Source organism: Massilia sp. LMS1-1-1.1 (genome assembly GCF_040815535.1).
In the GTDB taxonomy this organism is placed as follows: domain Bacteria; phylum Pseudomonadota; class Gammaproteobacteria; order Burkholderiales; family Burkholderiaceae_D; genus Janthinobacterium; species Janthinobacterium aestuarii.
In genome coordinates this window covers 109,683-135,968 of the sequence record NZ_JBFPNG010000002.1, presented here as the reverse complement: position 1 = coordinate 135,968, position 26,286 = coordinate 109,683, and the positions used below count along the sequence as shown (strand labels likewise).

General features: G+C 63.0%; 23 protein-coding genes and 1 rRNA gene. 5 read left to right on the top strand and 19 right to left on the bottom strand.

Annotation, left to right across the window (positions count from 1 at the left end):
• Window positions 1-4: 4 nt before the first annotated feature.
• Together rrf and MRBLMS1_RS09555 are read left to right on the top strand one after the other, a co-directional pair.
• A 5S ribosomal RNA gene (gene rrf, locus MRBLMS1_RS09560) occupies window positions 5-117 on the top strand.
• Between the two features lie 248 nt (window positions 118-365).
• Window positions 366-1,664 carry a leucine-rich repeat-containing protein kinase family protein gene (locus MRBLMS1_RS09555; protein WP_485879165.1) on the top strand — a complete coding sequence of 433 codons (1,299 nt, stop codon included), beginning with the start codon at window positions 366-368 and terminating at the stop codon, window positions 1,662-1,664.
• 54 nt (window positions 1,665-1,718) lie between these two features.
• Here MRBLMS1_RS09555 and MRBLMS1_RS09550 read toward each other — a convergent pair whose 3' ends face one another.
• Both MRBLMS1_RS09550 and MRBLMS1_RS09545 read right to left on the bottom strand, forming a co-directional pair.
• Window positions 1,719-2,984, bottom strand: a complete 1,266-nt coding sequence (locus tag MRBLMS1_RS09550) for a nitronate monooxygenase (protein WP_070277935.1) — start codon at window positions 2,982-2,984, stop codon at window positions 1,719-1,721.
• Between the two features lie 183 nt (window positions 2,985-3,167).
• Window positions 3,168-3,653, bottom strand: coding sequence for a YajQ family cyclic di-GMP-binding protein (locus tag MRBLMS1_RS09545; protein WP_034759416.1), 486 nt, complete (start codon window positions 3,651-3,653; stop codon window positions 3,168-3,170).
• A 186-nt stretch (window positions 3,654-3,839) separates the two neighbouring features.
• Between MRBLMS1_RS09545 and murB the strand changes: the two genes are divergently transcribed.
• Window positions 3,840-4,868 (top strand): UDP-N-acetylmuramate dehydrogenase, encoded by a 1,029-nt coding sequence (gene murB, locus MRBLMS1_RS09540; RefSeq protein WP_485879161.1) that lies wholly within the window; start codon window positions 3,840-3,842, stop codon window positions 4,866-4,868.
• Here murB and ppnP read toward each other — a convergent pair whose 3' ends face one another.
• The 15 genes from ppnP to MRBLMS1_RS09465 all read right to left on the bottom strand — a co-directional run bounded on the left by ppnP (window position 4,869) and on the right by MRBLMS1_RS09465 (window position 22,980).
• Window positions 4,869-5,183 carry a pyrimidine/purine nucleoside phosphorylase gene (gene ppnP / locus MRBLMS1_RS09535; RefSeq protein WP_072456264.1) on the bottom strand — a complete coding sequence of 105 codons (315 nt, stop codon included), beginning with the start codon at window positions 5,181-5,183 and terminating at the stop codon, window positions 4,869-4,871.
• Between the two features lie 25 nt (window positions 5,184-5,208).
• Window positions 5,209-6,234, bottom strand: a complete 1,026-nt coding sequence (locus MRBLMS1_RS09530) for a diguanylate cyclase (protein WP_128140128.1) — start codon at window positions 6,232-6,234, stop codon at window positions 5,209-5,211.
• 10 nt (window positions 6,235-6,244) lie between these two features.
• The gene (gene cheB / locus MRBLMS1_RS09525) at window positions 6,245-7,297 is read right to left on the bottom strand and encodes a chemotaxis-specific protein-glutamate methyltransferase CheB (RefSeq protein ID WP_485879159.1); all 1,053 of its coding nucleotides are present in this window, start codon (window positions 7,295-7,297) and stop codon (window positions 6,245-6,247) included.
• Between the two features lie 10 nt (window positions 7,298-7,307).
• Complete coding sequence (locus MRBLMS1_RS09520; protein ID WP_485879157.1) at window positions 7,308-9,620, bottom strand: hybrid sensor histidine kinase/response regulator; 2,313 nt, start codon at window positions 9,618-9,620, stop codon at window positions 7,308-7,310.
• Window positions 9,617-10,303, bottom strand: a complete 687-nt coding sequence (locus MRBLMS1_RS09515; protein WP_485879155.1) for a chemotaxis protein CheW — start codon at window positions 10,301-10,303, stop codon at window positions 9,617-9,619. Before MRBLMS1_RS09515 ends, MRBLMS1_RS09520 begins: the two co-directional genes overlap by 4 nt.
• Before the next feature lie 9 nt (window positions 10,304-10,312).
• Entirely contained in the window at window positions 10,313-11,563 is a 1,251-nt protein-coding gene (locus MRBLMS1_RS09510) for a CheR family methyltransferase (protein WP_485879153.1), read from the bottom strand.
• Window positions 11,560-12,018 carry a chemotaxis protein CheW gene (locus MRBLMS1_RS09505; RefSeq protein WP_485879152.1) on the bottom strand — a complete coding sequence of 153 codons (459 nt, stop codon included), beginning with the start codon at window positions 12,016-12,018 and terminating at the stop codon, window positions 11,560-11,562. Before MRBLMS1_RS09505 ends, MRBLMS1_RS09510 begins: the two co-directional genes overlap by 4 nt.
• 4 nt (window positions 12,019-12,022) lie before the next feature.
• Entirely contained in the window at window positions 12,023-13,834 is a 1,812-nt protein-coding gene (locus tag MRBLMS1_RS09500; RefSeq protein WP_128140124.1) for a methyl-accepting chemotaxis protein, read from the bottom strand.
• Window positions 13,835-14,144: 310 nt separating this feature from the next.
• Window positions 14,145-15,380 (bottom strand): argininosuccinate synthase, encoded by a 1,236-nt coding sequence (locus MRBLMS1_RS09495; protein WP_035825961.1) that lies wholly within the window; start codon window positions 15,378-15,380, stop codon window positions 14,145-14,147.
• Between the two features lie 70 nt (window positions 15,381-15,450).
• Entirely contained in the window at window positions 15,451-16,371 is a 921-nt protein-coding gene (gene argF, locus MRBLMS1_RS09490) for an ornithine carbamoyltransferase (RefSeq protein ID WP_139090833.1), read from the bottom strand.
• 283 nt (window positions 16,372-16,654) lie between these two features.
• Window positions 16,655-19,510 (bottom strand): ATP-binding protein, encoded by a 2,856-nt coding sequence (locus MRBLMS1_RS09485; RefSeq protein ID WP_485879151.1) that lies wholly within the window; start codon window positions 19,508-19,510, stop codon window positions 16,655-16,657.
• A 225-nt stretch (window positions 19,511-19,735) separates the two neighbouring features.
• Entirely contained in the window at window positions 19,736-20,152 is a 417-nt protein-coding gene (locus tag MRBLMS1_RS09480; protein WP_128140122.1) for a hypothetical protein, read from the bottom strand.
• Window positions 20,153-20,435: 283 nt separating this feature from the next.
• On the bottom strand, window positions 20,436-21,341 hold the full coding sequence (rsgA, locus tag MRBLMS1_RS09475) for a ribosome small subunit-dependent GTPase A (RefSeq protein ID WP_034785059.1): 906 nt from the start codon (window positions 21,339-21,341) through the stop codon (window positions 20,436-20,438).
• Window positions 21,338-21,703 carry a 4a-hydroxytetrahydrobiopterin dehydratase gene (locus MRBLMS1_RS09470; protein WP_485879149.1) on the bottom strand — a complete coding sequence of 122 codons (366 nt, stop codon included), beginning with the start codon at window positions 21,701-21,703 and terminating at the stop codon, window positions 21,338-21,340. The genes rsgA and MRBLMS1_RS09470 overlap by 4 nt, the downstream gene beginning before the upstream one ends.
• Window positions 21,700-22,980 (bottom strand): M48 family metallopeptidase, encoded by a 1,281-nt coding sequence (locus MRBLMS1_RS09465; protein WP_485879147.1) that lies wholly within the window; start codon window positions 22,978-22,980, stop codon window positions 21,700-21,702. Before MRBLMS1_RS09465 ends, MRBLMS1_RS09470 begins: the two co-directional genes overlap by 4 nt.
• Before the next feature lie 56 nt (window positions 22,981-23,036).
• On the opposite strand from MRBLMS1_RS09465, the gene orn reads away from it, so the two are divergent.
• Complete coding sequence (orn, locus tag MRBLMS1_RS09460) at window positions 23,037-23,633, top strand: oligoribonuclease (protein WP_175560553.1); 597 nt, start codon at window positions 23,037-23,039, stop codon at window positions 23,631-23,633.
• Window positions 23,634-23,773: 140 nt separating this feature from the next.
• On the opposite strand, the gene MRBLMS1_RS09455 is transcribed toward orn, so the two are convergent.
• Both MRBLMS1_RS09455 and gcvA read right to left on the bottom strand, forming a co-directional pair.
• A complete protein-coding gene (locus MRBLMS1_RS09455; RefSeq protein ID WP_128140119.1) occupies window positions 23,774-24,139 on the bottom strand; it encodes a hypothetical protein in 366 nt (121 codons plus the stop codon).
• Window positions 24,136-25,080, bottom strand: coding sequence for a transcriptional regulator GcvA (gene gcvA / locus MRBLMS1_RS09450; protein ID WP_070220093.1), 945 nt, complete (start codon window positions 25,078-25,080; stop codon window positions 24,136-24,138). The genes MRBLMS1_RS09455 and gcvA overlap by 4 nt, the downstream gene beginning before the upstream one ends.
• A 238-nt stretch (window positions 25,081-25,318) precedes the next feature.
• On the opposite strand from gcvA, the gene MRBLMS1_RS09445 reads away from it, so the two are divergent.
• The gene (locus tag MRBLMS1_RS09445; protein ID WP_058051029.1) at window positions 25,319-26,218 is read left to right on the top strand and encodes a DMT family transporter; all 900 of its coding nucleotides are present in this window, start codon (window positions 25,319-25,321) and stop codon (window positions 26,216-26,218) included.
• The last annotated feature ends 68 nt before the right edge of the window (window positions 26,219-26,286 follow it).

The following is a 26,286-nucleotide window of genomic DNA, read 5'->3' as shown; positions in this document are numbered from 1 at the left end:
TATGCCTGATGACCATAGCAAGTTGGTCCCACCCCTTCCCATCCCGAACAGGACCGTGAAACAACTTTGCGCCGATGATAGTGCTGCAACCAGTGTGAAAGTAGGTTATCGTCAGGCTTGTTATTCGAAAAAACCCCTTCCGGTGATCCGGTTGGGGTTTTTTTACGTCTGGTGGTTTGATACGCTGCGGGTGGTGTCGGCTTACGCGCGCAGCGCTAAGCCGACCTACGGTCAGACCCCTCGTCCGTTAGCAATGACCTTTGCGTGAGCGGCATGGAGGGTCTGGCCCCGGTTGTTATTTACGTCCAATGGTTTTATGCATGGCATTGATCGCGTGCTACCTTGAAAGGGATATCTTGTCTGCTGTGCATACACTGGAACAATTACGTGCTGGCCAACTGGCCGGCCTGCGCCGCCTGAAACTGTCCTGCGGCTTGACGGCATTCCCCCGCGAAATCTTCGACTTGGCCGACAGCCTGGAAATCCTCGACCTGTCAGGCAATGCGTTGTCCACATTGCCCGACGATTTGCCGCGCCTGCACAAGCTGCGCATCATTTTTTGCTCGGATAACCTGTTCACCACCTTGCCGGCCGTGCTTGGTTCATGTCTAGCCCTGGAAATGATCGGTTTCAAGGCGAACCGGATACGCCACGTACCGGCCGCAGCCTTGCCGCCGAGGCTGCGCTGGCTGACCCTGACCGACAATGCCATCGAGTCCATGCCGGATGAACTGGGCAAGTGCAGTGAACTGCAGAAACTTATGCTGGCGGGGAACTGCCTGAGCCACTTGCCCGCTACCTTGGCGGCTTGCCATCGGCTGGAGCTGGTGCGCATTGCCGCGAACCGTTTCACGGCACTGCCCGAGTGCCTGCTATCCTTGCCACGCCTGAGCTGGCTCGCGTATGCGGGCAATCCCTTTACGGAAGCGCGTGAGCTGGCGGCCCTGGCTGGTACGGGAGCGGCTGGCGTGGCATGGCAGCGCCTGGACCTGGCGCAGCAGCTGGGCGAGGGCGCATCGGGCGTGATTTACCATGCCCGTCTGGATGGCGTCGATGATGTGGCCGTCAAAGTGTTCAAGGGAGCGATGACCAGCGATGGCTTGCCGCGCAGCGAAATGGCCGCCTGTGTCGGCGCCGGTGCGCACGTGGGCCTGATTCCCATCCTCGGCACGCTCGATGCGCATCCGCACGGGGCGCTGGGGCTCGTCATGCCGCTCATCGACGCAGCCTACCGCAACCTGGCCGGCCCGCCGAGCCTGGAGTCTTGCACACGCGACGTGTATGCCGATGGCGCGTGCTTTGACCCTCCGCAAGCGTTGGCCATTGCCCATGGCATCGCCTCGGCCGTGTGCCAGCTGCATGCGCACGGCATCGTGCACGGCGACCTGTATGCGCACAATATCCTGCACGCGGACGCCGGCGCCTGCCTGCTGGGCGACTTTGGCGCGGCGTCCATGTTTGCGCCCGGTTCGGCGCAAGGGGAGGTGCTGCAAGGCATAGAAGCGCGCGCCTTTGGCGTGCTGCTGGGCGAGTTGGCCGCGCATTGCGAAACGCCCTTGCCCGCCCTGCAGGCTATGCTGGATGCTTGTCTGCAGGACGAGGTATTGCGGCGGCCCAAGTTCGACGCGATCGAACGGGCATTGCGGCACATGCTACCCGCATAAAAAAATGGCGCAGCCTTCACAGGCTGCGCCATTTTTATATCAGGCTGACAAGATTCAGCTTGCTACCAGGATTTCTTTTTCCGGCAGGGCGATCTGGTTGTCGACGCTGAACTGGTAATCCTTGAAGACGTGTTCGGCCGTCAGGATCTGGTATTCGCCGTTGTCGAGCTTGTGCGTGGTGTCCTTCAGGCGATACGTGTAGTGGCCGCAGGTCCAGCAGTTGAAGTTGCGCATGTGCGTGCACAGGCAAGTCTTGTCCATCACGACGACGGTTTTTTGTTCCGGATGGGCTGCCACTTCGCGGTTGTACGAGTTGATGTACGCGCAGTTGCCCGTCGCATCGAGCAGGTAGCCATACGATTCGCAGCCTGGACGGATGCCGGCGCCGATGGCGGGCGTGTTCTTCAGCATGCGCATCGGGTAGCCCGTCGGCGAGACGCCATTGACGATGATGTCTTCTTCCGAGGCCTTGTAGTATTCCTGCTTGACCTTGTTTGGCAAGCCGCATTCCTTGGTGACGGTAAAGCGCGTCGCCACTTGCACGCCAGCCGCGCCCGCTTCCAGGAAGGAAACGGCGTCGCTGCCCGTGAAGATGCCGCCAGCGGCGATCAGCGGGATATCCAGCTGCTCGGCCTTCAGGTAGGCCAGCAGTTCCGCCGTGATCGTGTGCAGGTCGTAATTGGCCCAGTCCATGCCGAAACCCAGGTGGCCGCCGGCCAATGGTCCCTCGACGATGATGAAGTCGGGCAAGCGGTCCAGCTTGGCGTTCTTGCGCAGGAAAATCTGCAAGGCGCGTACGGACGAGACGATGATGCCCAGCTTGGCATCGCGGAAACGCGGATGGTCGGCCATCAGGGCAAACGAGCCGAAGTGCAAGCCGGCGGACAGGGTGATGCCGTCGATACCGGCGTCGAGTGCCGCGTTCAGGCGCACGCGCAAGGTTTCGCGCGGACCGTTCATGGTCAGCTTTTCCATGCAATTGACGAAAATCAGGCCATCGCCTTTTTTCGCTTCCATGGTGCGGCCGATATGCAGGCGCTGCGCTTCCGCCAGGCGGCCCAGGTCGAACTGCACCACGGCCTTGTCGCTGTTATTGATGTTGAACTTGTACAGTTTCGTCTTGTCTTTGACGAAAGTGGTGTCGAAACGGCGATCCGACACGTCTTCCACCATGGCATCGGAGATATGCCCGATACCGTTCAGCCGGGCCGCTTCCAGGGCCAGCTCCGACGTGGAAATATCCACACCCATTCCGCCTATCATGATGGGCACATATTCTTTTTTGCCAAATCGCAGGCGGAAATCATCAACACGTTTCATTGCTATCCTTAGACTACCGTGGTTATCACTGAGCCAGATGTACGGTCAAGCCCGCTGCCGGTCAGGCGCGCGGGCGCATGTAGCTGTGCGCAGCTTCAATTCTACCCCAAGCGGGCAGGTGCTCCGAGGCAGCTTGCCGCCACGCCGGTGCAAGCGCAGGCCGGAGCGTGCGCATCATCGAAATTAATCGCGGAAATTGTTAAATTCCAGCGGCATGTCGGGCACGTCCTTGCGCAGCATGGCCATGGCCGCTTGCAGGTCGTCGCGCTTGGCGCCCGTGACACGCACGGCTTCGCCCTGGATGCTCGCTTGCACTTTCATCTTGCTGTCCTTGATGACGCGCACGATTTTCTTGGCATCATCCGATTCGATGCCGTTCTTGATCTTGATGATCTGCTTGACCTTGTCGCCGCCGATCTTCTTGATGTCGCCTTCGTCGAGGAAGCGCACATCGACCTTGCGTTTGGTCAATTTGTTGGTCAGTACGTCGCGCACCTGGCTCAGCTGGAATTCCGAGTCCGCGAACGCGGTCAATTCGTTTTCCTTGTGTTCGACGCGGGCGTCGCTGCCCTTGAAGTCGAAGCGGGTCGTGATTTCCTTGTTGGATTGCTCGACGGCATTCTTGACTTCGATCATATCGGCTTCGGAGACTACATCAAATGACGGCATGGTCTGTTCCTTTTCTTGTTAAAGCGAGCGCACGCTCGGCGCGCTGGGCCTTGGCGGCTGATTCTGCGCCATGGGACGGCCCTGTTAAAGATGCGACATTTTAACGGACAACGGGCAGGTCGCCCTTGTCTTGCGCTGGTTTTTTGTCGGTTTCACTCTATAATCGAGCAAAATAATCGCTATCCCATGTCTGCAGAGCTCACCATCGAACACAATTACAACCTCCAGCGCCTGAATACCTTCGGCATCATGGCCAACGCGGCCGCCTACGTACGCATCACTACACAGGCCCAATTGCAGGCCGCGCTGCAAGATCCCGCCTTGTCCGCCATGCCGCGCCTGATACTGGGCGGCGGCAGCAACATCGTGCTGACCGGCGACTTTCCCGGCGCCGTGCTGCACATGGCCACGCGCGGCATGCGCCTGGCGCAGGCGGACTTCGAGACCATACTCGTCACGGCCGCGGCCGGCGAAAACTGGCACGATTTCGTGCAGTGGACCCTGGCGCAAGGCGTGGGCGGGCTGGAAAACCTGTCATTGATCCCGGGCACGGTAGGCGCGGCGCCTATCCAGAATATCGGCGCGTATGGTGTGGAAATCAAGGATTATCTGCATAGCGTGAGCGTCATGCACAGCGGCAGCGGCATCGTTTTCGACATGGACCGCGATGCTTGCCGCTTCGCCTACCGCGACAGCATCTTCAAGCAGGCGGACGGGCGCGAACTGATCGTGCTGGAAGTGACATTTGCCTTGCCGGCCGAATGGCAGCCGAACTTGCGCTATGCGGAACTGGCGCAAGCCGTGGCCGAGCGCAATCTTGCCGAGCCGACGCCACAGCAGGTGGCCGACACGGTGATGGCGATCCGCCGGAAAAAATTGCCGGATCCTGCCGTGATCGGCAATGCGGGCAGTTTCTTCAAGAATCCCGTGGTGTCACGCGAACAGTGTGCGGCCTTGCTGGAACGTTTTCCTGCCTTGGTGCACCATGCGCAGCCCGATGGCACGGAAAAGCTGGCTGCCGGCTGGCTGATCGATCAATGTGGCTGGAAGGGGAAAAACCTGGGGCCCGCGGGAGTGTATCCCAAGCAGGCACTGGTTCTGGTGAACAATGGCGGCGCTCGTGGCGCGGACATTACCCGGCTGGCGGAAGCGATACAGGATGATGTAGAGGCGAAATATGGCGTGCGCCTGTCGCCCGAGCCTGTGTTTGTCTGATTAACCGAAGTGGCAGACGTAATCGACGGTTTCGACGGTCTCGATATCAAAATAGCTATTGCCCGGGATACTGAATTGCGTGCCCGCGCCATAGCTGTTCCATTCCGTCGCGTCAGCGAGGCGCACCTTGCACAGGCCGCCGACGATTTCCATGATTTCCGGCGCGCCCGTGTTGAAGCGCAACGATGACGGGAAAATCACGCCCACGCTTTTCTTCGTGCCATCGGCCAGGATGACGTTGTGCGAAACGCATTTGCCGTCAAAGTAGATATTCGACTTCTTGACGACGCTGACATTGTCCAGTTGTGTGCTCATGCTTCACTTTCCTTGCTGTTAAAAATCAGTCTTGGACGTCATTGGCGCTCAGCACGCTGTTGCGTCCGCCGCGCTTGGCCGCGTACAGGGCCTGGTCGGCGCGGTTGATCAGTTGCTCAATCGTCGAGTCCGGCGAAGGCACGACGGTGGCCACGCCGATCGAGATGGTGACGATGCCTTTGCTTGCCGCCGGGTTTTCGATCTGCAAGCCTTCCAGATGGCGCCGGCATGCCTCGGCGATCAGCAGCGCGCCGGCCGCTTCCGTTTCCGGCAGGATCAGGGCGAACTCTTCGCCGCCATAGCGGGCGGCCAGGTCGGCCGGGCGTTTCAAATGTTCCGTCAGCACGGCGGCGACTTTTTTCAGGCCCAGGTCGCCCGCCAAGTGGCCAAAATGGTCGTTATAGCTTTTGAAATGGTCGATATCGCAGAACAGCAGGCTCAGCGGCGTCTTGTCGCGCTGGCCCCGCTGCCATTCGAATTGCAGGGTTTCATCGAAGCGGCGCCGGTTGGCGATCCCCGTCAAGCCATCAAGGGCGGCCAGTTTCTGTAATTCAATATTCGCGTCGGCCAGATTCTTTTGGCTTTCGCGCAGGAAACGAAAAGCCTGGTCGCGCTGCAATCGGCTGATGTGTGCGTTGGAATGGTGGCGTATGCGCGCCAGCAACTCCAGGCGGTCCGGCAGTTTCACCACATAATCGTTGGCGCCGACGGCAAAGCTGTGGGCCTTCAGTTTCGGGTCATCCTTGGCCGACATGACGATGACGGGCACATGCGCGAGCGCCGCGTTGTCGCGGTACAGCTGGATCAGGGCGAAGCCGTCGATGCCCGGCATCACCAAGTCTTGCAGGATGACGCTCGGTTGCAAACGCAGTGCCGTGTCCAGCGCCTGCGTGGCGTCGGTCACGTAATGAAATTCGATATCCTGCTGGTCGCTGAGCATGCGCCGGACTGCTTCGGCGATGATCAACTGGTCGTCCACCAGCAGCACGCTGACCTTGAATTCGGTCAATGCGGGCTCATGCTGGGTGAAGCTGGAGGAGAATTCTGGCATTGCATTCTTTTCAGATGTTAGGGGAGGGCTCCCACCCATTGTTGAGCTTGGCGCCCAGGCGGCTGCGCAGGCTGGCGCCTATTCTATCCAATGGCAGGATTTGCTGCGCCGCATCGAGTTCGGCAGCCGCGCGCGGCATGCCATACACGGCGCTGCTGGCCTGGTCTTGCGCAATCGTCGTCTTGCCGGCGCGGCGCATGGCCAGCAAGCCATCGCCGCCGTCGCGCCCCATGCCTGTGAGCAATACTCCGATGGCATCGCCGCGCCAATGCTGCGCCACGCAGTTGAAGAAGACATCGACGGACGGACGGTAAACATAGTCGCGTGGTGCTGCATCGTAACCCAAACGATAATTTTGATCTAGCAGCAGGTGATCATTGGTCTTGGCGATCAGTACGCTGCCTGCCACCAGTTCGTCGCCATCGGCGATCACGCGCACGGGCATGCTGAGCTGGTCATCGAGCCATTTGGCGAAGTGCGAGGCGAAGGTTTCATCGATGTGCTGCACCACGACGATGGCGCAGCCGGGCGGCGCCGTCCAGCCGGACAGCACCTTGGCCACGGCCGACGGTCCGCCCGTCGAGGCGCCGATGGCCACCAGGGTCGATACCTGGCCGTCGCCCCGCTCACCGCCATTGGCTGGCGCCTGGCGCGGCGGCGGTGCTTCGGCGCTGTGGCGTATCAGCTTGCCGATGGTCTTGATCTTGGCCAGCAGTTCGCTGTCGCCGCCCACTTCCCCCTGCAGCACGGGCGTGGCCGTGACGTCGAGCGCGCCCGCGCCCAGCGCGCGAAAGACCTGGTTGACATTGTCTTGCGGGCGGCCCGTGACGACGAGGATGGCGCACGGGCTTTGCTCCATGATCAGGCGCGTCGCTTCCACGCCATCCATCTCGGGCATGTTCAGATCCATCAGGATCAGGTCGGGACGGTTGCCCTCGCACATGCGCACGGCTTCGAGCCCCGTGCGGGCGATCCACAGCACCTGGTGTTCCTGCGTACTGGCGACCACGCGGCGCAGGGCCTCTGCGGCCATGGCGACATCGTTGGCAATGGCAATTTTCATGAATGACAGCTCATAAGCGGGCATCTCCTATCAGGTCGGCCACCGCGTCGAGCAAGGTCTCGTCGTGGAAGCTGCCTTTGGTCAAATAATAGTCGGCGCCGGCGGACAGGCCGCGCGCGCGGTCTTCCGGACGGTCCTTGTACGACACGATCATCACCGGCAGCTTGTGCAGGTGCAGGTCCTTCTTGATCAGCGAAACGAGTTCGATGCCATCCATGCGCGGCATGTCCACGTCGGTGATCACCAGGTCATATTCTCCGCTGCGCACCACGTTCCAGCCGTCGATGCCGTCGATGGCCACGTCGACGTCGAAGCCGCGCGCCAGCAGCAGCTTGCGCTCCATCTCGCGCACCGTCAGCGAATCGTCGACGACGAGGATGCGCTTGGCCTTGCGGCGTTCGGCGTGGCCGGCCTGCGCCAGCTGGTGCAGGCCGCCCTCGTGCAGCAGCTTGTCGATCGACAGCAGCAAATCGGGCACGTCGAGGATCAGCACCGGCTCGCCGTCGTCGAGCAGGGCGGCGGCGGAAATGTCGCGCATCTTGCCGAAGATCGGGTCGATGGCTTGCACGGCCAGGCTTTGCTCGCCGCGGATGGCGTCGACCACCAGCGCATAGCTTTGCTTGCCGCGCCCGATTACCACCACGGGCAAATCCTCGGCCTGGTTGGCCGCTTCGCCCAGTTCGAGCACCTGCGCCGCCGACACCAGACCCAGATGCTCGCCCTTGAGTTCAAAGAACTGCTTGTTTTCCAGCGTATGGATGGCCGCTTGCGGCACGCGCACCACGCTTTCCACCTTGACGATGGGGATGGCGTACGCTTCGCCGTGCACGTCGACCACCAGCGCGCGCACGATCGATTGCGTCAGCGGCAATGTGATCAGGGCGCGGAAACCGCGGCCCGGTTCCGATTCCAGGCGCACGGTGCCGTTTTGCTGGCGTATCGTCTCGTGCACGATGTCGAGGCCCACGCCGCGTCCGGACAATTGATTCGCCTTTTCCTTCAGGCTGAAGGCGGGCAGGAACAAAAACTCCAGCAGCTCGCCCGGCGACAGCGCGGCGGCCATGGCGGGGCTGGCCATCTTGCGCTCGATGACGGACTGGCGGATTTTTTCCAGGTCGACGCCGCGTCCGTCGTCGCTGATCTCGATGCTCAGCATGCCGGCGCGGTGGCGCGCTTCCATGCGTATCGTGCCCAGCGCTTCCTTGCCCGCGTCGATGCGCTCGTACGGGCCTTCCATGCCATGGTCGATGGCATTTCTCAGCATGTGGTTCAGCGGGCTTTCGATCTTCGCCAGGATGTCGCGGTCGACCAAGGTGTCTTCGCCTTCGATCTCCAGCTGCACTTCCTTGCCCAGGCTGCGCGCCAGGTCGCGCACCATGCGCGGGAACGCGTGGATGCCGTCGCGGAAAGGGCGCATGCGCAGGGCCAGCACTTCGTCGACCATGCCTTGCGAGACGGCCAGCAGGCGCCGTTCATAGGTCTCGATGTCGGCGATGTGCTCGAGCATGAATTGCTTCAGGGGCTGCGTCTTTTGCAGCGCCAGCAAGGACTTTTCCATCAGACCCGGGTCGGCCGAACGGGCAATGGCTTCATGCAGGTGCTCGATGGCGGAAAACAGGCTGCTCTGGTTGCGCTTGAAGCGCTGCAGGGCGCCGACGAACGGGTGCATCTGGTGCGCATTGATGCGCGATTCGCTGGCCAGCGACAGCAGTTTGTCGAAGTTTTGCGCCGGCGCCTTGGCAGGTGCGCCTGCACCGGTCGCCGTACGCGGCGCCGGGGCAGCCGTTTCCGGCTCATCCCCCGCCAGGCCGCTGGCCACGGGCGCTTGCGGTTCTGCCGCTTCCGGCGGCCAGGGCGCTGGTGCAGGCATGGGCGCAGGCGCCGGGGGCAGGGCCGGCAATTCGGGCAGGTCGGCGATGCCGGCGATGGCGTTCAGGGTCTGGTCGATCTGCGCCGCATTCGCGGCCAGCCATGCTTCAGCGCCGGCGTCGTCCAGGCGCGACAGCTGCACGATCAGGTCGACGCCCGACAGCAGCACGTCGACCCGCTCGGGCGTGAGTTTCAAGCGCCCATGCTGGGCGGCGACAAAGCTGTCTTCCATGCCGTGCGCCAGCTGCACCACCACTTGCAGGCCGACGATGGCGGCCGCGCCCTTGATCGAGTGGGCCGCGCGCATCATCGCTTCGACGGCGGCCGCGTCGCCCGCATGGCGTTCCATGGCCAGCAAGCCGTCGGTGAGAATCTGGGTCTGGCTGTCCGCTTCCATGCGGAACAGGTCCAGCATGGAAAAGGCACTGAGGTCGCCGTGCTGGTCCTGGCTCATCGTAATAGTCTCGCAAGTTGAAAGCCGATCAGCGCCGTGTCGAGGCAGCCGATGCGCATGTCGCCTTCGGTGATCACGCCCGACAGGAAGCGCGACAGCCCCTTGTTGATGGTGGCCGCCGGCGCCTGCACGGCGCCCGACGCGTAGCGCACGATGCCGTGCAGGTCGGCCACGGGCAGCGCGTAGGCCTGCTCTTCCCAGCGCATCAGCAGCAGGCGCGCAAACGTGTGGCGGCCCTTGGCTGGCGGCGCGCCCTGTTCGTCGATGCCCAGCAAACTGGCCAGCGACATGCATGGATACAGCTTGCCGCCGATATTGACGATGCCCGCCAGGCCGCCCCCGCCGCGATGCGGCAGCGCGTGCGGCCTGGCCTGCGGCGCCACGGAGTCGAATACGCGCGTGGGCAGCGCCAGCCATTCGCGGCCGATGCGAAACACCAGCGCCGAACTGTCGCGTACTTCGCCGCCCGCATCGATCTGGCGGAAGTGGCTGGCCCAGTCGCGCCGGTAGTGTTCGTCCACGGGCCGCTGCAGGTTGCGCTGGGCGGCGCCCGCATATACGTCGCAGTTGCGGCAATGCACGTTGGCCGGCAGCTTGGGGCAGCTCTGGTCGCCGACCACGCCGATATGGTTCCAGCAGTCGTCGATGGTGGCGGGGGACTCGGTGGCGATGAGATTTGTCATGCTTGCCCCTTAGTTGGACGCCTGGCGGCGCTCGTAGATGCGTGCCGCGCGCGCCTTCAGGGTGGCGGCGGCCGTGTGGTTGCCATTGCGTTCGGCCAGCAGGGACAGGTGGCACAGCGCTTCGTAATGGTCGGGTTGCAGGTAGATGCAGCGGCGCCAGTAGTCGTCGGCCAGGTCCATCTTGCCGGCCAGTTCATTGATGATGCCCAGCATGAAATACGCTTCCGCCGCCTCGGGCACTTTCGCCAGGTGGGCGTGGCATTTTTCGCCGGCCTCGCGCAACTGGCCGCGGTCGGCCAGCAGGCGCGCCTCGGCCAGCAAATCGGCTTGCGCGGCCTGCGCAGCCGGCGACGGCGGCACGGACACGGGGCGCGTGCGCGGCGCCGCCGATGCGATGGGCGTGGCTGCCACTGCAGCGCGCCTTGGCGCGGGCGGCACGCTGCGCAAGGTGCGCAAGGCCGGCAGCGGCGCCACCTGCACGGGACTGGCCGGCGCCGCCGTTTCCTTCTTCAGGGCGAAAGCCTGGCGGAACTGCAGCGTCGTAAAACCATTCTGGCAGAACGACGGCACTTCCGCATAGCCGGCCAGCAGCATGCCGTCGTCGGCCAGCAGGGCCGACAGATTCTGGATGGCCGCGCGCGTGGTCGGCTTGTCAAAGTAGATCAGCAGGTTGCGGCAAAAAATGACGTCGTAGTGGCGGCTGTAGGTGGCCGTATCGAACTGCAGCAGGTTGCCCTGTCTGAAGGTCACCTGTTCGCGCAAGGAGTCGATGATGCGGTAGGCGTCGTCGGCCACGTGCGTGAAATAGCGCTCGCGGAAGGCCACGTCCTGCGCGCGGAAGGCATTGCGGCCGTAGATTCCCGCCTGCGCCCGCTCGATGCAGCCGGGGCTCAGGTCGTAGGCGTCGATGCTGAACGCCTGTTTCGGCACGCCGCCGTCGCGCAGCGCCATGGCCATCGAATACGGTTCCTCGCCGCCCGCGCACGGGATCGACAGGATGCGCGTGGCGCGTCCGCGCGCCCAGCGTTCCTGTACCAGTTCGACGGTGGCGTAAAACGCCTGCGGGTCGCGGAACAGCCACGATTCGGGCACCACCACCAGTTCGATCAATTGCGTCATTTCGGCCGGTGTGAGCGCCTGCAGGTAGGCTTCGCTATCGGCATAGCCCGTTTGCTCCATGCGCTGGCCGACGGCCCGCTCGGCCACGGATTTGGAGACGGACAGGCCGGTCGCGCGGCGCAGCAGGGTTTGCGCCGTCATGCCGCGCCCGCATCTTGGAACAGCAGCGCGCGCACGTCCGGCGGCAGCAGGTGTTCCAGTTCCACCAGCTGCACGATGCCGTCGGCGTCGCTGGCCACCTGGCCCAGGAAGGGCACTGTCGCCACGCCGCTGTCTTCAAGCTGGAGCGTGTCGATGTCGGCGATGCCGCGCACCTGCGAGGCCAGCAAGCCCAGCGCGTGCATGGTTTCGCCGCCAGGCGCACGGTAGTCGACGACGACGATGCGCGTGTCGAACTGCGCGGCGGCGGCCGGCAGCCCGGCCAGGCGCGACAGGTCGATCACGGGCACGGGCGTGCCATGCAAGTCCATCAGGCCGGCCACGTAGTCTGGCGTGAGTGGCAACTGTTTCAGCTCCAGCAGCGGCAGGACGCGCACGATGCGGGCCAGGGGCAGGCCGTAGCGGTCGCGTCCGATGTGAAAGAGCAGCACTTTCATGGGATCAGATGGTGACGGCGAAAGTCGACACGCTCGACTGCAGGTCGCCCGCCGCATATTGCAGCTGGTGCACGGCTTCGCTGGTGGCCTTCAAGGACTCCACCGTCTGCTGCGTGGCGTCGTTGAGCTGCATCATGGTGTCGGAAATCTGCGAGGCGCCGATGGCCTGCGACTGCATACCTTGCAGCACGGCGTCGAATTGCGGCGTGAGTTTCTGCACCTGGTCCATCACGGACGACAGCTGCTCGGCCACTTGCCGAACCTCGCCCACGCTGCGGCGAATTTCTTCCGAGAATTTGTCCATGCCCATCACGCTGGCCGAGACGGCCGATTGCATTTCCTTGAGCATTTGCTCGATATCCCAGGTAGACACGGACGTCTGGTCGGCCAGGCGGCGAATTTCCGTCGCCACCACGGAGAAGCCGCGACCCGCTTCGCCCGCTTTTTCCGCCTCGATGGCGGCGTTCAGCGACAGAATGTTGGTCTGGTCGGCCACCTTGGTGATGGTGATCAGCACGCTATTGATATTGCTGGCTTTTTCCGACAGGGCAGCCAGCTTGGCGTTGATGGAATCGGTGGCCGAGACCATGTGCTGCATGGTCGAATCCATGCGCTTGAGGTTGTTCTGCGCCTCGGCCGTCGCATTCGTCGTGTAGTCGGCCACGGCGGTGGCGTCTTCCATGGTTTTGAGTAACTGGCTCGTGTTGGCCGAGATTTCCTTGGTGGTGCTGAGAATTTCCACGCTCGTTTGCGCCTGCTCGATGCCCGTGGCTTCCTGCTGGCGCGCCGAGGCGGCGATTTCCGTCGCAGACGTCGTCACCTGGATGCCGGCCTTTTGCACATTGTTGAGCAGGCTGCGCAGGTTTTCAAACATCTTCGCCAGGCCATTGCCCAGCTGGCCGATGGCGTCGCTGCCCGTGATGCCGACCTTGCCCGTCAGGTCGCCCGAGGCGGCTTTCGAGACCACTTCCAGCAGCGAATCGACCTTGGCGCGCAAGGTGTTGGTGGCGGCCTGTTCATTGGCCTGGTTGTCCTGAATCGTTTGCGCCATGCGGTTGAATTCTTCCGATACCTTGCCCAGCTCGTCGCGCGAGAGGATGGTGGCGCGCGCGCGCTGGTCGCCGCTGGCGATGCGCCCGACGGCGTCCGTCAGGCTGTTCAGCGGGCCGAGGATGGCGCGGCCCAGCAGGTAGGAAATGCCCAGCGCCAGCGCCACGCACAGCAGGCCGCCCAGCGCCAGGGTCAGCATCATGGTTTCCTGCAATTTTGTCGTGGTGGCCGTGCGTTCGGCCAGCAAGCGCGATTCTTCGGCGGCGACTTCGTCGAGCAGCTTGTTTGCCTGCCTGACGGCAGGGTAGCCGCCGGCCGGCATGGTGCGCGCCACCGTTTCGGTGGCACCGGGCGCATTGCCCAGCGCGCGGCGTTTTTCGATCAGCGGGGTGATCCACTCCTTGACCCAGGTGGTGGTCAGCGCGTCGATCTTGCGGAAGCGTTCCGACTGCACCTTGTTGTCGGCCGTCATGGCGATGGCTTTTTGCGTGTGCTGGCTCAGCACGTCCATTTCATTCGATTCCGGCGACAGCGACGTTTCACTGCCGGTCAGAACGAAACCGCGTGCTTCCACCTGGATTTGCAGGATGGAATTGTGAATCCTGTCGATCTCGCCCAGCACCTCCATCGTGTGGCGGTCCCACGCATTGGCTTCCGACAGGCGCGAAAAGCTGTTGTAGGACACGCCCAGCAGGATCAGGATGATGGCCACGATGGAGCCGAAGCCCAGGTACAGTTTATTCTTGATACTCAGGTCTTTGAACATGGGAGGGCTCCGGAAGCGGGATTTTTTCGAAAGAGCGCCTACAGAACCGTAGCGAGCGGCAGTCAGTTGCGGCTGAGACGCGGAACTGTGCGCATGCACAGTGAGCATCGGAGGCCGCAAATCGCGACGCGCAGTAGGTTATGTTAGGTGTTCTAAATTGCACTGTAGCATTTTGCCACGCGCACAGCAAAATGGGGGTGATCCGGGCGCGCGCCGGGCCGTAAATCGTGGTCGAGTGCGTTTCAAATGTAAAAAAGCCGCCCGTGGGCGGCTTTGCTTGGCGCGGGAGGCAGTGCCTCCCGGCAACTAATTACTTCTGGCCACGCTTTTCGCGGGCGATGGCGGCGATGCGCATGCGCAAGGCGTTCAGCTTGATGAAGCCGCCGGCGTCGGCCTGGTTGTAGGCGCCGCCGTCTTCGTCGAAGGTGGCGATGTTCATGTCGAACAGCGAATCCGTCTTCGAATCGCGCGACACGACGATGACATTGCCTTTGTACAGCTTGATGCGTACCCAGCCGTTCACGGTTTCCTGCGTGTGGTCGATCAGGGTTTGCAGGGCGACGCGCTCGGGCGCCCACCAGTAGCCGTTGTAGATCATCGACGCGTAGCGCGGCATCAGGTCATCTTTCAGGTGGGCCACTTCGCGGTCCAGGGTGATCGATTCGATGGCGCGGTGGGCTTTCAGCATGATGGTGCCGCCCGGGGTTTCATAGCAGCCGCGCGATTTCATGCCGACGTAGCGGTTTTCCACCAGGTCCAGGCGTCCCACGCCATGCTTGCCGCCAACCTTGTTCAGTTCGGCCAGCACGGTGGCGGGCGACATGCGCACGCCGTTGATGGCGACGATATCGCCTTTTTCGTATTCGATGTCCAGGTATTCCGCTTCGTCCGGGGCGTTTTCCGGGCTGACGGTCCAGCGCCACATGGTCTCTTCCGCTTCGGCGCTCGGGTTTTCCAGGTGGCGGCCTTCAAAGCTGATGTGCAGCAAGTTGGCATCCATCGAGTACGGCGCGCCGCCGTTCTTGTGCTTCATGTCGATTTCGATGCCGGCGTCTTCCGCGTACTTCAGCAGTTTTTCGCGCGACAGCAGATCCCACTCGCGCCATGGGGCGATGATCTTCACGCCAGGTTTGAGCGCGTAGGCGCCCAGTTCGAAACGCACCTGGTCGTTGCCCTTGCCGGTCGCGCCGTGCGAGATGGCGTCGGCGCCCGTGGCGTTGGCGATTTCGATCAGGCGCTTGGCGATCAGCGGACGGGCGATCGAGGTGCCCAGCAGGTATTCGCCTTCATACACGGTGTTGGCGCGGAACATCGGGAAGACGAAATCGCGCACGAATTCTTCGCGCACGTCTTCGATATGGATGTTTTCCGGCTTGATGCCGAACTTGATGGCCTTGGCGCGTGCCGGTTCCAGTTCTTCGCCCTGGCCCAGGTCGGCCGTGAAGGTGACGATTTCGCACTGGTAGTTATCTTGCAGCCATTTCAGGATGACGGAGGTGTCGAGTCCGCCGGAATAGGCCAGGACTACTTTTTTAATGTCGCTCATATTGCTTCCAGTTGTCGTTGTCGATGTATGTATTGCGATGCTGCCAGGTTTTTATGCAGTGCCGGGCGAATTATTGGATTTTACCGAGTAACAGGTATTCGATCAGCGCTTTTTGCACGTGCAAGCGGTTTTCCGCCTCGTCCCACACGACCGATTGCGGGCCGTCGATCACTTCGGCCGCCACTTCCTCGCCGCGGTGGGCGGGCAGGCAGTGCATGAACAGGGCGTCGGGCGCGGCGCGGGACATCTTCGCGCCATCGACGATCCAGCCGTCGAAGGCGGCGATACGGGCCGCATTTTCCGCTTCGTAGCCCATGCTGGTCCACACGTCCGTGTTGACCAGGTGCGCGCCTTCGCACGCGTCCGACGGGTTGGCGAAGAAGGTGTAGCGCTCGGTCTTGACTTGCGCCAGGTCGATGTCGTAGCCCTTCGGCGTCGACACGTTGACGTGGAAGCCGAATACTTCCGCCGCCTGCAGCCACGAGTACAGCATGTTGTTGGCGTCGCCGATCCAGGCGACGACCTTGCCGGCGATCGAGCCGCGGTGTTCGATGTAGGTGAAGATGTCGGCAAAGACCTGGCACGGGTGGTGTTCATTGGTCAGGCCATTGATCACCGGCACGCGCGAATTGGCGGCGAAACGCTCGATGATCTCCTGGCCGAAGGTACGCACCATGATGATGTCGCACATGCGCGACATGACCTGGCCCGCGTCTTCCACCGGCTCGCCGCGGCCCAATTGGGAATCGCGCGTGTTCAGGTAGATGGCGGCGCCGCCCAGCTGGTGCATGCCGGCTTCGAACGACAATCGCGTGCGGGTGGAGTTCTTTTCAAAGACCATCACCAGGGTGCGGTCGATCAGTGGATGGTAGATTTCGTAATTCTTGAACTTGCGCTTGATCAGATGGGCGCGTTCGATCACATATTCATACTCTTCCAACGTGAAATCGGAGAACTGGAGGTAGTGCTTGATCGGTTTTTTTGTCGACATAATGACCACTTGAAGATGCGCAGGCCGCCGGCGGCGTGCCTTTCCCGCCGGGTTGCATCAGCGTACAACATCTCGTCTGATGACTGCCTCGCCCGGCGCGCTGCTGTGTTGATCGGTGTCCGCGCTTGTTTGTCGCGCGGCACGATGCGGTTTGCCAAGTTGAAAATAATGCAATGGCAAGTACTTCAGCCGTTCAATTATAAGGGTTTTGCTTTTAGATTGGAAAGACCGTCCGGGCGCGTACTTGTATAGGCAAGCCTGCACCCGGGCAAAGGGCGGTGGATTAATAGATGCTGGCGGGCGCGGCCCCGTCCAGCTGCGGCGCCACCAGCGGCAAGTCCAGCGTGAAGCGGGTGCCGGCGGGGCTGCTGGCCACTTGGATGGTGCCGCCCAGCAGGGCCGTGACGATGTTGTAGCTGATCGACAAACCGAGGCCGCTGCCGCCCTGACCCAGCTTGGTGGTAAAGAAGGGGTCGAAGATGCGCGACAAATGCTGTTCGGCGATGCCGCCGCCATTGTCGGCGAAGACGATCCGCACGCGCGCGCCGTCCAGCGTGGCGGACAGGCGCATGCAGCCCTTGCCGGCGGCGCCATCGTTGGGCGCGGGAGCGAAGGCGTGCAGCAGGGCGTTATTGATCAGATTGGTGATCACCTGGCCGAACGGACCCGGATAGCTGTCCATGGCGATGCCGAACGCGATGTCCGTCTCGATGCGGTGGCCCGAGCTGCGGATGCGGTTCATGACGGTGGCGATGATTTCATTGCTCACCTGTTGCAGGTCGAACTGGCGCCGCTGTTCGGTGGTGCGGTCGACGGCCACCTGCTTGAAGCTGTTGACCAGGTCGGCCGCGCTGTGCAGGCCGCGCATCACCAGCGCCGACGCCTTGCTTGCATCGTCGATGTAGGCGGCCAGGTCCGAGCGGCGCAGGCCGGGGCCGTTCATCAGGCGTTCCACGTCTTCCGTCTTTTGCAGCATGGTGCTGGCGATCAACAGGCTGTTGCCGATCGGGGTATTGAGTTCATGCGCCACGCCGGCCATCAGCGAGCCGAGGGCAGCCAGCTTTTCCTGCGATGCCAATTGCGCCTGGGCGTCCTGCAGTTGCCGGTAGGCGCTGGCATTGTCGAGCGCGATGGCGCCGTATGCGCACAGGGTGCGGAAGATCAGGCGTTCGCGTTCGCCATAGGCATGGGCATGGCAAGCCTGCACCGTCATCACCCCCAGCACGCGCTCGCCCACCGTCAAGGGCACGTACAGCACGCTCTGGTTATGCAGGGTGCCTGGCACCGTGTAGGCGTGGCGCTTCGGCGGTACCTGGTCGATATACACTTCGCGCCGGCCCAGCAGGCAGCGCACGGAATAGGCGCGTGGGTTGCTCAGTGGAATGGCGTTGTCGGACAGGGGCCGGCCCGCTTCCATGCCGTGCGCGCGGTGCAGCGCCGTGCCCGCCGCATCAAGCATGTAGACGGCGAAGGTGTTGACCGGCAGCAAGGCATGCACGTGGCGGTCCAGCACCTGGAACACGGCGCTGGCGTCGAGGTGGGTGGTGATTTCCTGGCCGATGGCCGACAGCCGTTCCAGGGTGTCGCTGGTTTGCTGCAGCACTTCGGCACGCCGTGCTTCGGAGGCGGCCAGTTCGCGGTGGTGATAGCCTTCCGAGCGCGCATGTTCCGTCTGGTGGTAGACCTGCATGGCGGTGGCGCGGTTGCTCGCCTGCTGGGTGTGGCTTTTTTCGCGCGCCACGCCTGCCGCCAGGGCGATATCGTAGGCGCGCGCATAGTCGCCCGCATGCGCGTACTCGCGCGCCAGCGCATCGAGCAGTTCGCCGGGCGGCACATAGCCGTCGATGGAGTCGGCCACCTGCAGCGCCTGGTGCAGGAAATGCAGGGCGGGATTGCGTTCCTGCATGTCTGCGGGCGGCGGCAGGTCGTGGCGCGCATGCAGCATGGACAGCACGCGCAGCGCCGCCACCTGGTGCATGGCGTCGCCCTGCGCGGTAGCCAGCTGGCAAGCCCGCTCTGCCGCCTGCAGCGCTTCGTCCGGGCGGTCCAGGTAAGACAGCGCGTGGGCGCTGCCGCGCTGCGCCATGCTGCGGAAGTCGGCCTGGCCCAGCGCTTCGGCGCGCTGCGCCAGACGGCTGAAGGCGTCGAGCGCCGTGTCGTAGTCGCCCTTGTCCAGGCTCAGTTCGCCCAGGTGGAACAGGGCGTTGGCATAGGTGCGCGCGCCCGCCACGGGGGCCAGGATCAGCAGCGCTTCGCGCAGCAAGTCTTCGGCCGTGGCCAGGCGCCCCAGCTTGCGCATGGTTTCGGCCGTATGCGTCTGGCAGGCGCCGATGCTGCGCGGCCAGCCGGTGGGGCGCGCCAGGTCCAGTGCGCACTGCATCCATTCGAGGGCCGATTCGTTGTCGTTGAGGCTGGAGAAACAGTCGCCGATATTGATGGCGGCCGTGATCGCGCCGCGCAGCTGGCCGCTTTCCAGGGCCGCCTCATAGCTTTGCATGTAGTGGCCGGCGGCCGCGCCCAGGTCGCGCGAGGTGTGCGCCAGCAAGCCGCGGAAATCGTGCACCCAGGCGGCCAGTGGCGCGGGCAGCTTGCCGCTGGTGCCGTCGGCCTGGAAGTCGGCGCCCCAGCGGGCCTGGGCGGCTGGGGCGTCGCGCAAGACGGCCCAGCGTGCCGTGGCCGCGTCGGCCAGGCTGGCGCGCATCGCATCGCCGGCGCTGCGCGCTTGCTCCGCCGCGGCCAGCAGTTCGGCATCGCAGCGGGCATGGTCGCCGCGGTCGACGGCGATCGAGGACAGCAGCCAGTGGGCATCGGCGCAGCCGGCGCCGTCGCCGTGTGCGCACAGGGTGGCGTGCGCCGCCATGGCCAGGCTTTCGGCCGTATCGAGCGCGCCTTGCAGCCAGGCCACTTCTGCCTCGACCAGTTGCAGGCGCGCTTGCGCGATCGCCAGGGCATGGGCCGGCAGTTGGGCCTGGGGCAGCAAGGCCGCCGCTTCGGCCGCATGGTGCAGCGCTTGTGCGCAGTTGCGCTGGCGTAAATGCCATGCCAGCAGCATCAGCAAGGGCAGGCGCTCCAAGGCGCGCAATGGCCGCAGTGTGTCTTCCCACTGTGCAATGTCATGTTCGAGCGCGAACATTTCCATCCGAAATCTCCTGCAAGGCGATGGTGTTGGCCAGCGGCCAGTGACACCTTATTGGATCGCATTGTAAGCTGCATTCGGATGCAGTTGTTTGGCAGGCTCGACAGTATTTTTTGCGCGCATCATTTCGGGCTGCGCAAAGCAGGCGGGGCGTACACCAGCCCCTGCCGGCGGATGCACGCCCCATGGACAGCGTGGCGACTGCGGTCGTTTGCTGTGCCGCTTGCTTTAGCGGCCAGCGAAGTGCACGGTGCTGGCCGTTTCGCCAGCCTTGGCCACGGCGCCCGGAATATTGTTCAGTCCGCTAATGGCGATGACGTCGCCATCGTTGCGAAATTCCATGCGGGTGCCGCTGGCCGTTTCAAAGACGCCCGGCGCGCGGCCGAACAGTTCTACTTCGGGCTGGCCCTTGATTTGCGTGAAATAGCGGTTCACTTGCTGGCGCAGCAGCAAGGTATCGCCCGTGTCGAGCTGGTAGCTATTGCCGTACTGGCTGAATTCCTGCGGAGCCAGTTTATAGACCTTGCCGGAGATCTGGACCTTGTCCTGTTCGCCGATTTCCAGTGCGCTGGCGCTGAGGCAAGACAGGCCGAGGACGAGGGCGGCGCTACCGAGGGCGAGGGTACGCGAGAACGATGCTTTCATGATTTCACCTTGTGATCAAAAATGCTGGTTGGAGTTAGACTGATGTTGTCTCCAGCAGGTTCGCTGGCGGGGACAATGCCAAGGTAGCAAGTGGACCGGTGCGATGCCAGCGCAAAGCGATGAAACGCAGGAATCCGGCGATGAAACGCGAAATCGGACGACGGACGGTTTTGGAATGAATGGCGGAAAGCGGGCTGTGCAGCGGAATTTAATTCTGTTTAATTCGCGGTGGTAATGTTTTTATCGGCTTGGCGCCCACCCCGGCGGCGGGCGCCATGCGTGTTCAATACAAGGTCTGCGCCGATTCGTGCAGCAGCTGGCCGTACAGGGTATGGCGCATCTTGGCGATCTTGCCTTCAGACAAGGCTTGCAGGATGGCGCATTGCGGTTCGATCAGGTGGCGGCAGTTATAGAACTTGCAGCCGCCAAGATACGGCTGGAATTCGCGGAAGGCCCGCTCCAGCATGCCTTCGGACAGGTGGTACAGGCCGAATTCCTGGAAGCCGGGCGAATCGATGATGGAACTGTTCGCGCCCAGTTCGTCGAGCTTGTACAGGCGCGTAAAGGTCGTCGTGTGCTTGCCCGTGTCGAGCGCGGCCGAGATTTCGCGCACGGCGATGTCGGCATCCGGTACCAGCAGGTTGATCAGCGACGACTTGCCCATGCCCGACTGGCCGATCAGGATCGACGACTGGCCCGCCAGCAGGGGCGCCAGGGTGGCCACGGCGTGCTCGGGTTCGGCGCGCGCCGACACTTCATCGACGGGATAGCCCATCGATGAATACGGCAGCAGGCGTTCGCGGGCGCGTTCCAGCGAAGCGGTCACGTCCGTTTTGTTGAGGATGATGCGCGCTTCGATGCCGGCCGCGTCGGCCGCCACCAGCGAGCGCGAGATCAGGTCGTCGGCAAAGCCCGGCTCCGTCGCCACGACGATGAACAGCTGCGTCAAATTGGCGGCCAGCAATTTCGATTTGTACTGGTCCGAGCGGTACAGCAGGGTCTTGCGTTCCTCGATGCGGTCGATGACGGCCTGGTCGTTCGAGGTGCGCGTCAGGTGCACGATGTCGCCCACGGCCACATTGGTTTTCTTGCCACGCGTCACGCATTGCAGCTTGGCGCCGTCCACGTCGGCCAGGTAGTGGCGGCCGTGGGCGGCGATGATGACGCCCGTCAACTTGCCTTCGCTCATGCGGACACCTGGCTGCTCTGGTAGATGAGGTCTGCCTTGGCGGCGCAGATGAAGTCGTTTTCGGACAGGCCGCCGGCGCCCTGGTTGACCGAGTGCGTGTCGTAGCGCACGGCGCAGGTTTTGTAAGTAATGATGAGCTCCGGATGGTGGTCTTGCGTATGGGTCATATAGGCCAGGGCGTTCACGAACGCCAGGGTCTGGTAGTAATTCTTGAAGCCGAAGTCGCGGCACAGTTTGCCATTTTGCACCGTCCACTGGGGCAGCAGGGCATGCAGGGTGGCGATGTCCGTGTCGCCCAGCGCCTGCTGGCGCGGCGAGCAACTCAGTTGGGCCAGGTCTTGCGAAGTCGATGGCGTAGTCATGTCGTAGCCCCTTTCAGGTGGCGGATGCGCACGCTGGCCGGCGGGTGGCTATCGTAAAAGGCCGAGTGCAGCGGGTCGGGCGTCAAGGTCGACGCATTGTCTTCATACATTTTGACGAGGGCCGAGACGAGGTCGTCCGCCTGCGTGTGCGTGGCGGCAAAGGCGTCCGCTTCGAATTCGTGCTTGCGCGAGCTGAGTGACGTCAACGGTCCCAGCAGGAAAGTGAAGACGGGCAAGGCCAGCATGAACAGCAGCAGGGCCAGCGCGTCCGTCGGCTGGCCCGTCAGCGCCAGGGCGACAGGATCAACACCGAGGCCCGCGTAAAACCATGGCTGCGTCTTCAGGAAGCCCAGCAGCGCGAGGAAACCCAGCGAAATGACGAACATCATGGCGATGCGCTTGACGATGTGCTTGAGCTTGAAGTGGCCCAGTTCATGCGCCAGCACGGCTTCGATTTCCTGCGGCGCCAGGCGCGACAGCAGGGTGTCGAAGAAGACGATGCGCTTGTTGGCGCCAAAGCCCGAGAAATACGCATTGCCGTGGGCGCTGCGCTTCGAGCCATCCATGACGAACAGGCCTTTCGAGGCGAAACCGACGCGCTGCATCAAGCCTTCGATGCGGCTTTTCAGCGCTTCGTCGGCCAGCGGCGTGAATTTGTTGAACAGGGGAGCGATGACGGTCGGGAACAGCACCATCATCAGCAGCTGGAAGCCGCTCCAGACGAACCATGCGTACAGCCACCACAGGTCGCCCGACTTGGCCATCAAGGTCAGCACGACCCAGATCAGCGGCAGGCCGATGGCCGCGCCCAGGCCCACGCCCTTGAGCATGTCCGTGAAGAACAGCTTGCGCGCCATGGTGTTGAAGCCGAAGCGCTGCTCCAGCACGAACTGGCGGTAGTAATCGAAGGGCAGGTCGATCAGGCCGGAAATGGCCGCAAAGGCGGCGATCAGGCCGATCTGGTACAGCATGGGCGAGCCCGGCCCCATCCATTCATTCAGGTGCAGCGCCAGCCATTGCAGGCCGCCCAGCAAGGTAAAACCGATCAGCACGGCGTAGTTGACCAGCAGGGTCAGCAGGCCGAACTTGGTCTTCGCCACCGTGTAGTCGGCCGCCTTCTGGTGCGCGGCCAGCGGGATTTTTTCCGCGAATTCGGGCGGCACCGCGGCGCGGTGGGCCAGCACGTGGCGAATCTGCCGCGAAGCGAGCCAGAAGCGCACGGCCAGGGTCAAAACGAGGAAGGATACAAACAAAATCGAAAACGCGAGTGAATACATTCTGTGCCTGTGAGAAAATGGCTGATTATTTAGTTTGATTAGGCCAAGAGAGAATTATGTCACAAGCGACCGACTTAACTGCATCCACCCCCGCACCCACCGTGCCGGCACGTCCAAACGAGATGAACCTGGTCTGGGTCGACATGGAAATGACGGGCCTGGAGCCCGATACCGACCGCATCATCGAAGTGGCGGTGGTGGTCACGGACATGCATTTGAACCTGCTGGCCGAAGGCCCCGTGTTCGTGATTCATCAATCCGATGAAACCCTGAACAAGATGGATGCCTGGAACAAGGGCACGCATGGCCGCTCGGGCTTGATCGACAAGGTGAAAGCGTCGACCGTGACGGAAGCCCAGGCGGAAGCGGAGCTGATCGCGTTCCTGAAGAAATACGTACCGGCAGGCAAGTCGCCCATGTGCGGCAACACCATCGGCCAGGACCGCCGCTTCATGGTGCGCGGCATGCCGAAGCTGGAAGCGTTCTTCCACTATCGCAATGTTGATGTATCGACACTAAAAGAGTTGTGCAAGCGCTGGAAGCCTGAAATCGCCACCGGTTTCAAGAAGCACCAGAAGCATACGGCGCTGGCCGATATCCTCGAGTCGATTGAAGAACTCAAATACTACCGCGAGCACTTCATCAAGTTGTAATGATGTTGTCGGCTTACGCGCTGCGCGCTAAGCCGACCTACGTGCTCTGATCTGTTGCTCCGGCTGGTTTGGTGGTGTTGTCGGGTTACGGGCCATCCACCGCCGCTGGCGTAGGTCGGCGTTGGTCGGCGTAGGTCGGCTTAGCGCCCTGGCGCGTAAGCCGACGCATCCACCGGCTCGAAATCGAGGGTGGACCAAGCGCCATCCTCACCCTGCCATTCCAGTGCAAACGGTCCCGTTTGCCGCAAGTCCGTGATCCAGCGCACCGCGCCTGGCTGGCGGTAGTATTCCACGCACTGGCCGAACCCCTGTTCCAGCCGGCAAATAACCAATCCCTCGCCCGCCACGGCGCACCATTGCTCATGGCCATCGATCAAGGCTGCGGCCGGGTCGCCATAGAACGCGCCCAGGCTGGCTTGCCTGCCATCGGCCGCGATCACGCTTGCCTGTTCGTACTCATGCTGGACAATATATGCGGCGCTGCGCGCCAGTTCCCTGCTCGTCATGCTGTCTCCACTGTGGGCCAGACGGTTTCCTGGTCGGCGCGCGCCTCGGCGATCAGCCATTCGCAGAATGCATGCACGAGGGGCCGCGTTTCCGCCTGGGGCGAGCGCAGCAGATAATAGCAGTGGGGGCCGCGCACGGCGTGTTCGAATACGCGCACGAGGCGGCCCGACCGTAAATCGTCGCCGATCAGGGGACTGGCGGCAATGGCCACGCCCTGGCCGCTGGCGGCCGCATCCAGGCACAGATAGGTGTGCGAAAAGCGCGCGCCGCTGTTGCCGCTATTGCCGCTGTAATGCACGCCGCAGCTGTGCAGCCAGCGCGTCCAGTCGATTTCGCCGGGCAAGTGCACTTCCGGCTCGTCGTGCAGCAGCGGGTAGCGCAGCAGGTCGGCGGGCTGGCGCAGGCTGGCCGCGTTGGCGCGGAAACCGGGGCTGCAGACGGCGGAAAACCATTCTTCCATCAATAAATCAACTTTCAGGCCCGGATAGCGGCCCGGTCCCAGGCGGATGGCCACGTCCACGCCATCGCGCGCCAGGTCGACCGGGTGCATCGAGGCCAGCACGCGCAGTTCGATCTGCGGATAGCGGTCGCGCAGCCGGCCCAGGCGCGGCATCAGCCAGCGCGAGACGAGCGAGCTGGTGGCCGTCACCGTCACCACCTTGTCATCGCCCTGGCGCCGCGCCTGCTCGGACACGTCGGCCAGCTGGTTGAGGATCGGTCCCAGCGAGGCTGCATAGCGCTGCCCGGCGCTGGTGAGCACTACGCCGCGCGGCAGGCGCTGGAACAGCACGATGCCCAGCCACGCTTCCAGCTGTTTCACGTGGTGGCCGATGGCGCCGGCCGACACGTGCAATTCTTCGCCCGCGCGCTGGAAGCCTTCATGGCGGGCGGCCGCTTCGAAGGCGTGCAGGGCGGCAAGTGGGGGCAAGGGACGTGACATGGCACTCTTAAGAGAATTGAGCCTCAGTAATATTTGGCCTATCCGTGAAGAATATTGGTTTGTTTCATTTTGCGCAAGCGAATATGATGCCGTCACTGCGTGAAGTGACCCGCAATAGGATTCACGCATGAATCATCTCCCGGCCTTGCTGGGCATTTATATTTACAACGTTACAACGCCTGGGAAAACCGTCGCGATACGCAGCAGGTTTGCCCAGGTGTACTCAAAGAGGTTAGTCATGTCTGATCGCCGCGCTGTTGCGCTGGTGTTGCTGTCGGCCGCCGGTTTCGGCAGTTCCGCAGTGTTTGCCAAGGCGGCATATGCGTCCGGGGTCAACCCGTCGACCATGCTGGCCTTGCGTTTCGTTATCGCCGCCATGCTGTTGCTGCCGCTCGTGTGGCTCGGCGGCTGGCGCTTGCCGCGTGGCCGCCTGCTGGCCGGCTACATGCTGATGGGCCTGATGTACACGGCCCAGTCGCAAGGCTATTTCAACGCCCTCATGTATGCCAGCAGCGGCCTGTGCGGCATGTTGCTGTACGTGTATCCCGTGCTGGTCACCATTCTGGCGCTGGCACTGGGCTGGGAAAAGCTGGACCGCCGCATGCTGGTGCTGATGGCGCTGGCCATTGCCGGCATGGCCATCACCCTGGGCGGCAAGCTGCAGGGCCAGCCCATCGGCATCGCCCTGGCATTGATGGCGGCCGGCGTGTACGCCGTGTACATCCTGTTTGGCAACAGCCTGTCGAAAAGCCGCGAGAATATTCACCCATTGGCCGCTTGCGTCGTGATTTTGGGCACGGCCGGCCTGTCGAACAGCGCGATCGCCCTGTGGCAGGGCGTGTCCTTGCCGGGCACGGCGACGGGCTGGCTGGCCGTCAGCGCCATCGCCCTGTTTTCCACGGCCATCGCCATTGCCGCCTTCTTTGCCGGCGTGGCGCAGATCGGCGCGGCCAAGGCATCCATCATTTCCACGTTCGAGCCCGTGATCACGATGGCCTTCGGCGTGACCTTGCTGAAGGAGTCCGTCAGCGGCACGCAATTGCTGGGCGGCGCCATGGTGCTGGCCGCCGTGGTCTTGCTGGCGCAGCGGCCCACTGCCAAGCCGGTCTCCATGCCGGCCGTGCAAGCGAGCGCCTGACCTTTTTTCCCGAACTGATCGGTTGTATCGATCGGTCTCCTTTGCGCCGCGACGGGTTTCCTGTCGCG

What these genes read in the sequence shown, in the direction of transcription:
- MRBLMS1_RS09530 (WP_128140128.1), bottom strand. Translation starts at nt 6,234, where the DNA reads ATGCCAGAATTCTCCTCCAGCTTCACCCAGCATGAGCCCGCATTGACC.
- MRBLMS1_RS09500 (WP_128140124.1), bottom strand. Translation starts at nt 13,834, where the DNA reads ATGTTCAAAGACCTGAGTATCAAGAATAAACTGTACCTGGGCTTCGGC.
- MRBLMS1_RS09445 (WP_058051029.1), top strand. Translation starts at nt 25,319, where the DNA reads ATGTCTGATCGCCGCGCTGTTGCGCTGGTGTTGCTGTCGGCCGCCGGT.
- MRBLMS1_RS09480 (WP_128140122.1), bottom strand. Translation starts at nt 20,152, where the DNA reads ATGAAAGCATCGTTCTCGCGTACCCTCGCCCTCGGTAGCGCCGCCCTC.
- rsgA (WP_034785059.1), bottom strand. Translation starts at nt 21,341, where the DNA reads ATGAGCGAAGGCAAGTTGACGGGCGTCATCATCGCCGCCCACGGCCGC.
- MRBLMS1_RS09515 (WP_485879155.1), bottom strand. Translation starts at nt 10,303, where the DNA reads ATGACAAATCTCATCGCCACCGAGTCCCCCGCCACCATCGACGACTGC.
- MRBLMS1_RS09545 (WP_034759416.1), bottom strand. Translation starts at nt 3,653, where the DNA reads ATGCCGTCATTTGATGTAGTCTCCGAAGCCGATATGATCGAAGTCAAG.
- MRBLMS1_RS09550 (WP_070277935.1), bottom strand. Translation starts at nt 2,984, where the DNA reads ATGAAACGTGTTGATGATTTCCGCCTGCGATTTGGCAAAAAAGAATAT.
- ppnP (WP_072456264.1), bottom strand. Translation starts at nt 5,183, where the DNA reads ATGAGCACACAACTGGACAATGTCAGCGTCGTCAAGAAGTCGAATATC.
- MRBLMS1_RS09485 (WP_485879151.1), bottom strand. Translation starts at nt 19,510, where the DNA reads ATGGAAATGTTCGCGCTCGAACATGACATTGCACAGTGGGAAGACACA.
- argF (WP_139090833.1), bottom strand. Translation starts at nt 16,371, where the DNA reads ATGTCGACAAAAAAACCGATCAAGCACTACCTCCAGTTCTCCGATTTC.
- gcvA (WP_070220093.1), bottom strand. Translation starts at nt 25,080, where the DNA reads ATGTCACGTCCCTTGCCCCCACTTGCCGCCCTGCACGCCTTCGAAGCG.
- MRBLMS1_RS09465 (WP_485879147.1), bottom strand. Translation starts at nt 22,980, where the DNA reads ATGTATTCACTCGCGTTTTCGATTTTGTTTGTATCCTTCCTCGTTTTG.
- orn (WP_175560553.1), top strand. Translation starts at nt 23,037, where the DNA reads ATGTCACAAGCGACCGACTTAACTGCATCCACCCCCGCACCCACCGTG.
- MRBLMS1_RS09455 (WP_128140119.1), bottom strand. Translation starts at nt 24,139, where the DNA reads ATGACGAGCAGGGAACTGGCGCGCAGCGCCGCATATATTGTCCAGCAT.
- MRBLMS1_RS09505 (WP_485879152.1), bottom strand. Translation starts at nt 12,018, where the DNA reads ATGAAAGTGCTGCTCTTTCACATCGGACGCGACCGCTACGGCCTGCCC.
- MRBLMS1_RS09495 (WP_035825961.1), bottom strand. Translation starts at nt 15,380, where the DNA reads ATGAGCGACATTAAAAAAGTAGTCCTGGCCTATTCCGGCGGACTCGAC.
- murB (WP_485879161.1), top strand. Translation starts at nt 3,840, where the DNA reads ATGTCTGCAGAGCTCACCATCGAACACAATTACAACCTCCAGCGCCTG.
- MRBLMS1_RS09520 (WP_485879157.1), bottom strand. Translation starts at nt 9,620, where the DNA reads ATGAGCCAGGACCAGCACGGCGACCTCAGTGCCTTTTCCATGCTGGAC.
- cheB (WP_485879159.1), bottom strand. Translation starts at nt 7,297, where the DNA reads ATGAAAATTGCCATTGCCAACGATGTCGCCATGGCCGCAGAGGCCCTG.
- MRBLMS1_RS09470 (WP_485879149.1), bottom strand. Translation starts at nt 21,703, where the DNA reads ATGACTACGCCATCGACTTCGCAAGACCTGGCCCAACTGAGTTGCTCG.
- MRBLMS1_RS09510 (WP_485879153.1), bottom strand. Translation starts at nt 11,563, where the DNA reads ATGACGGCGCAAACCCTGCTGCGCCGCGCGACCGGCCTGTCCGTCTCC.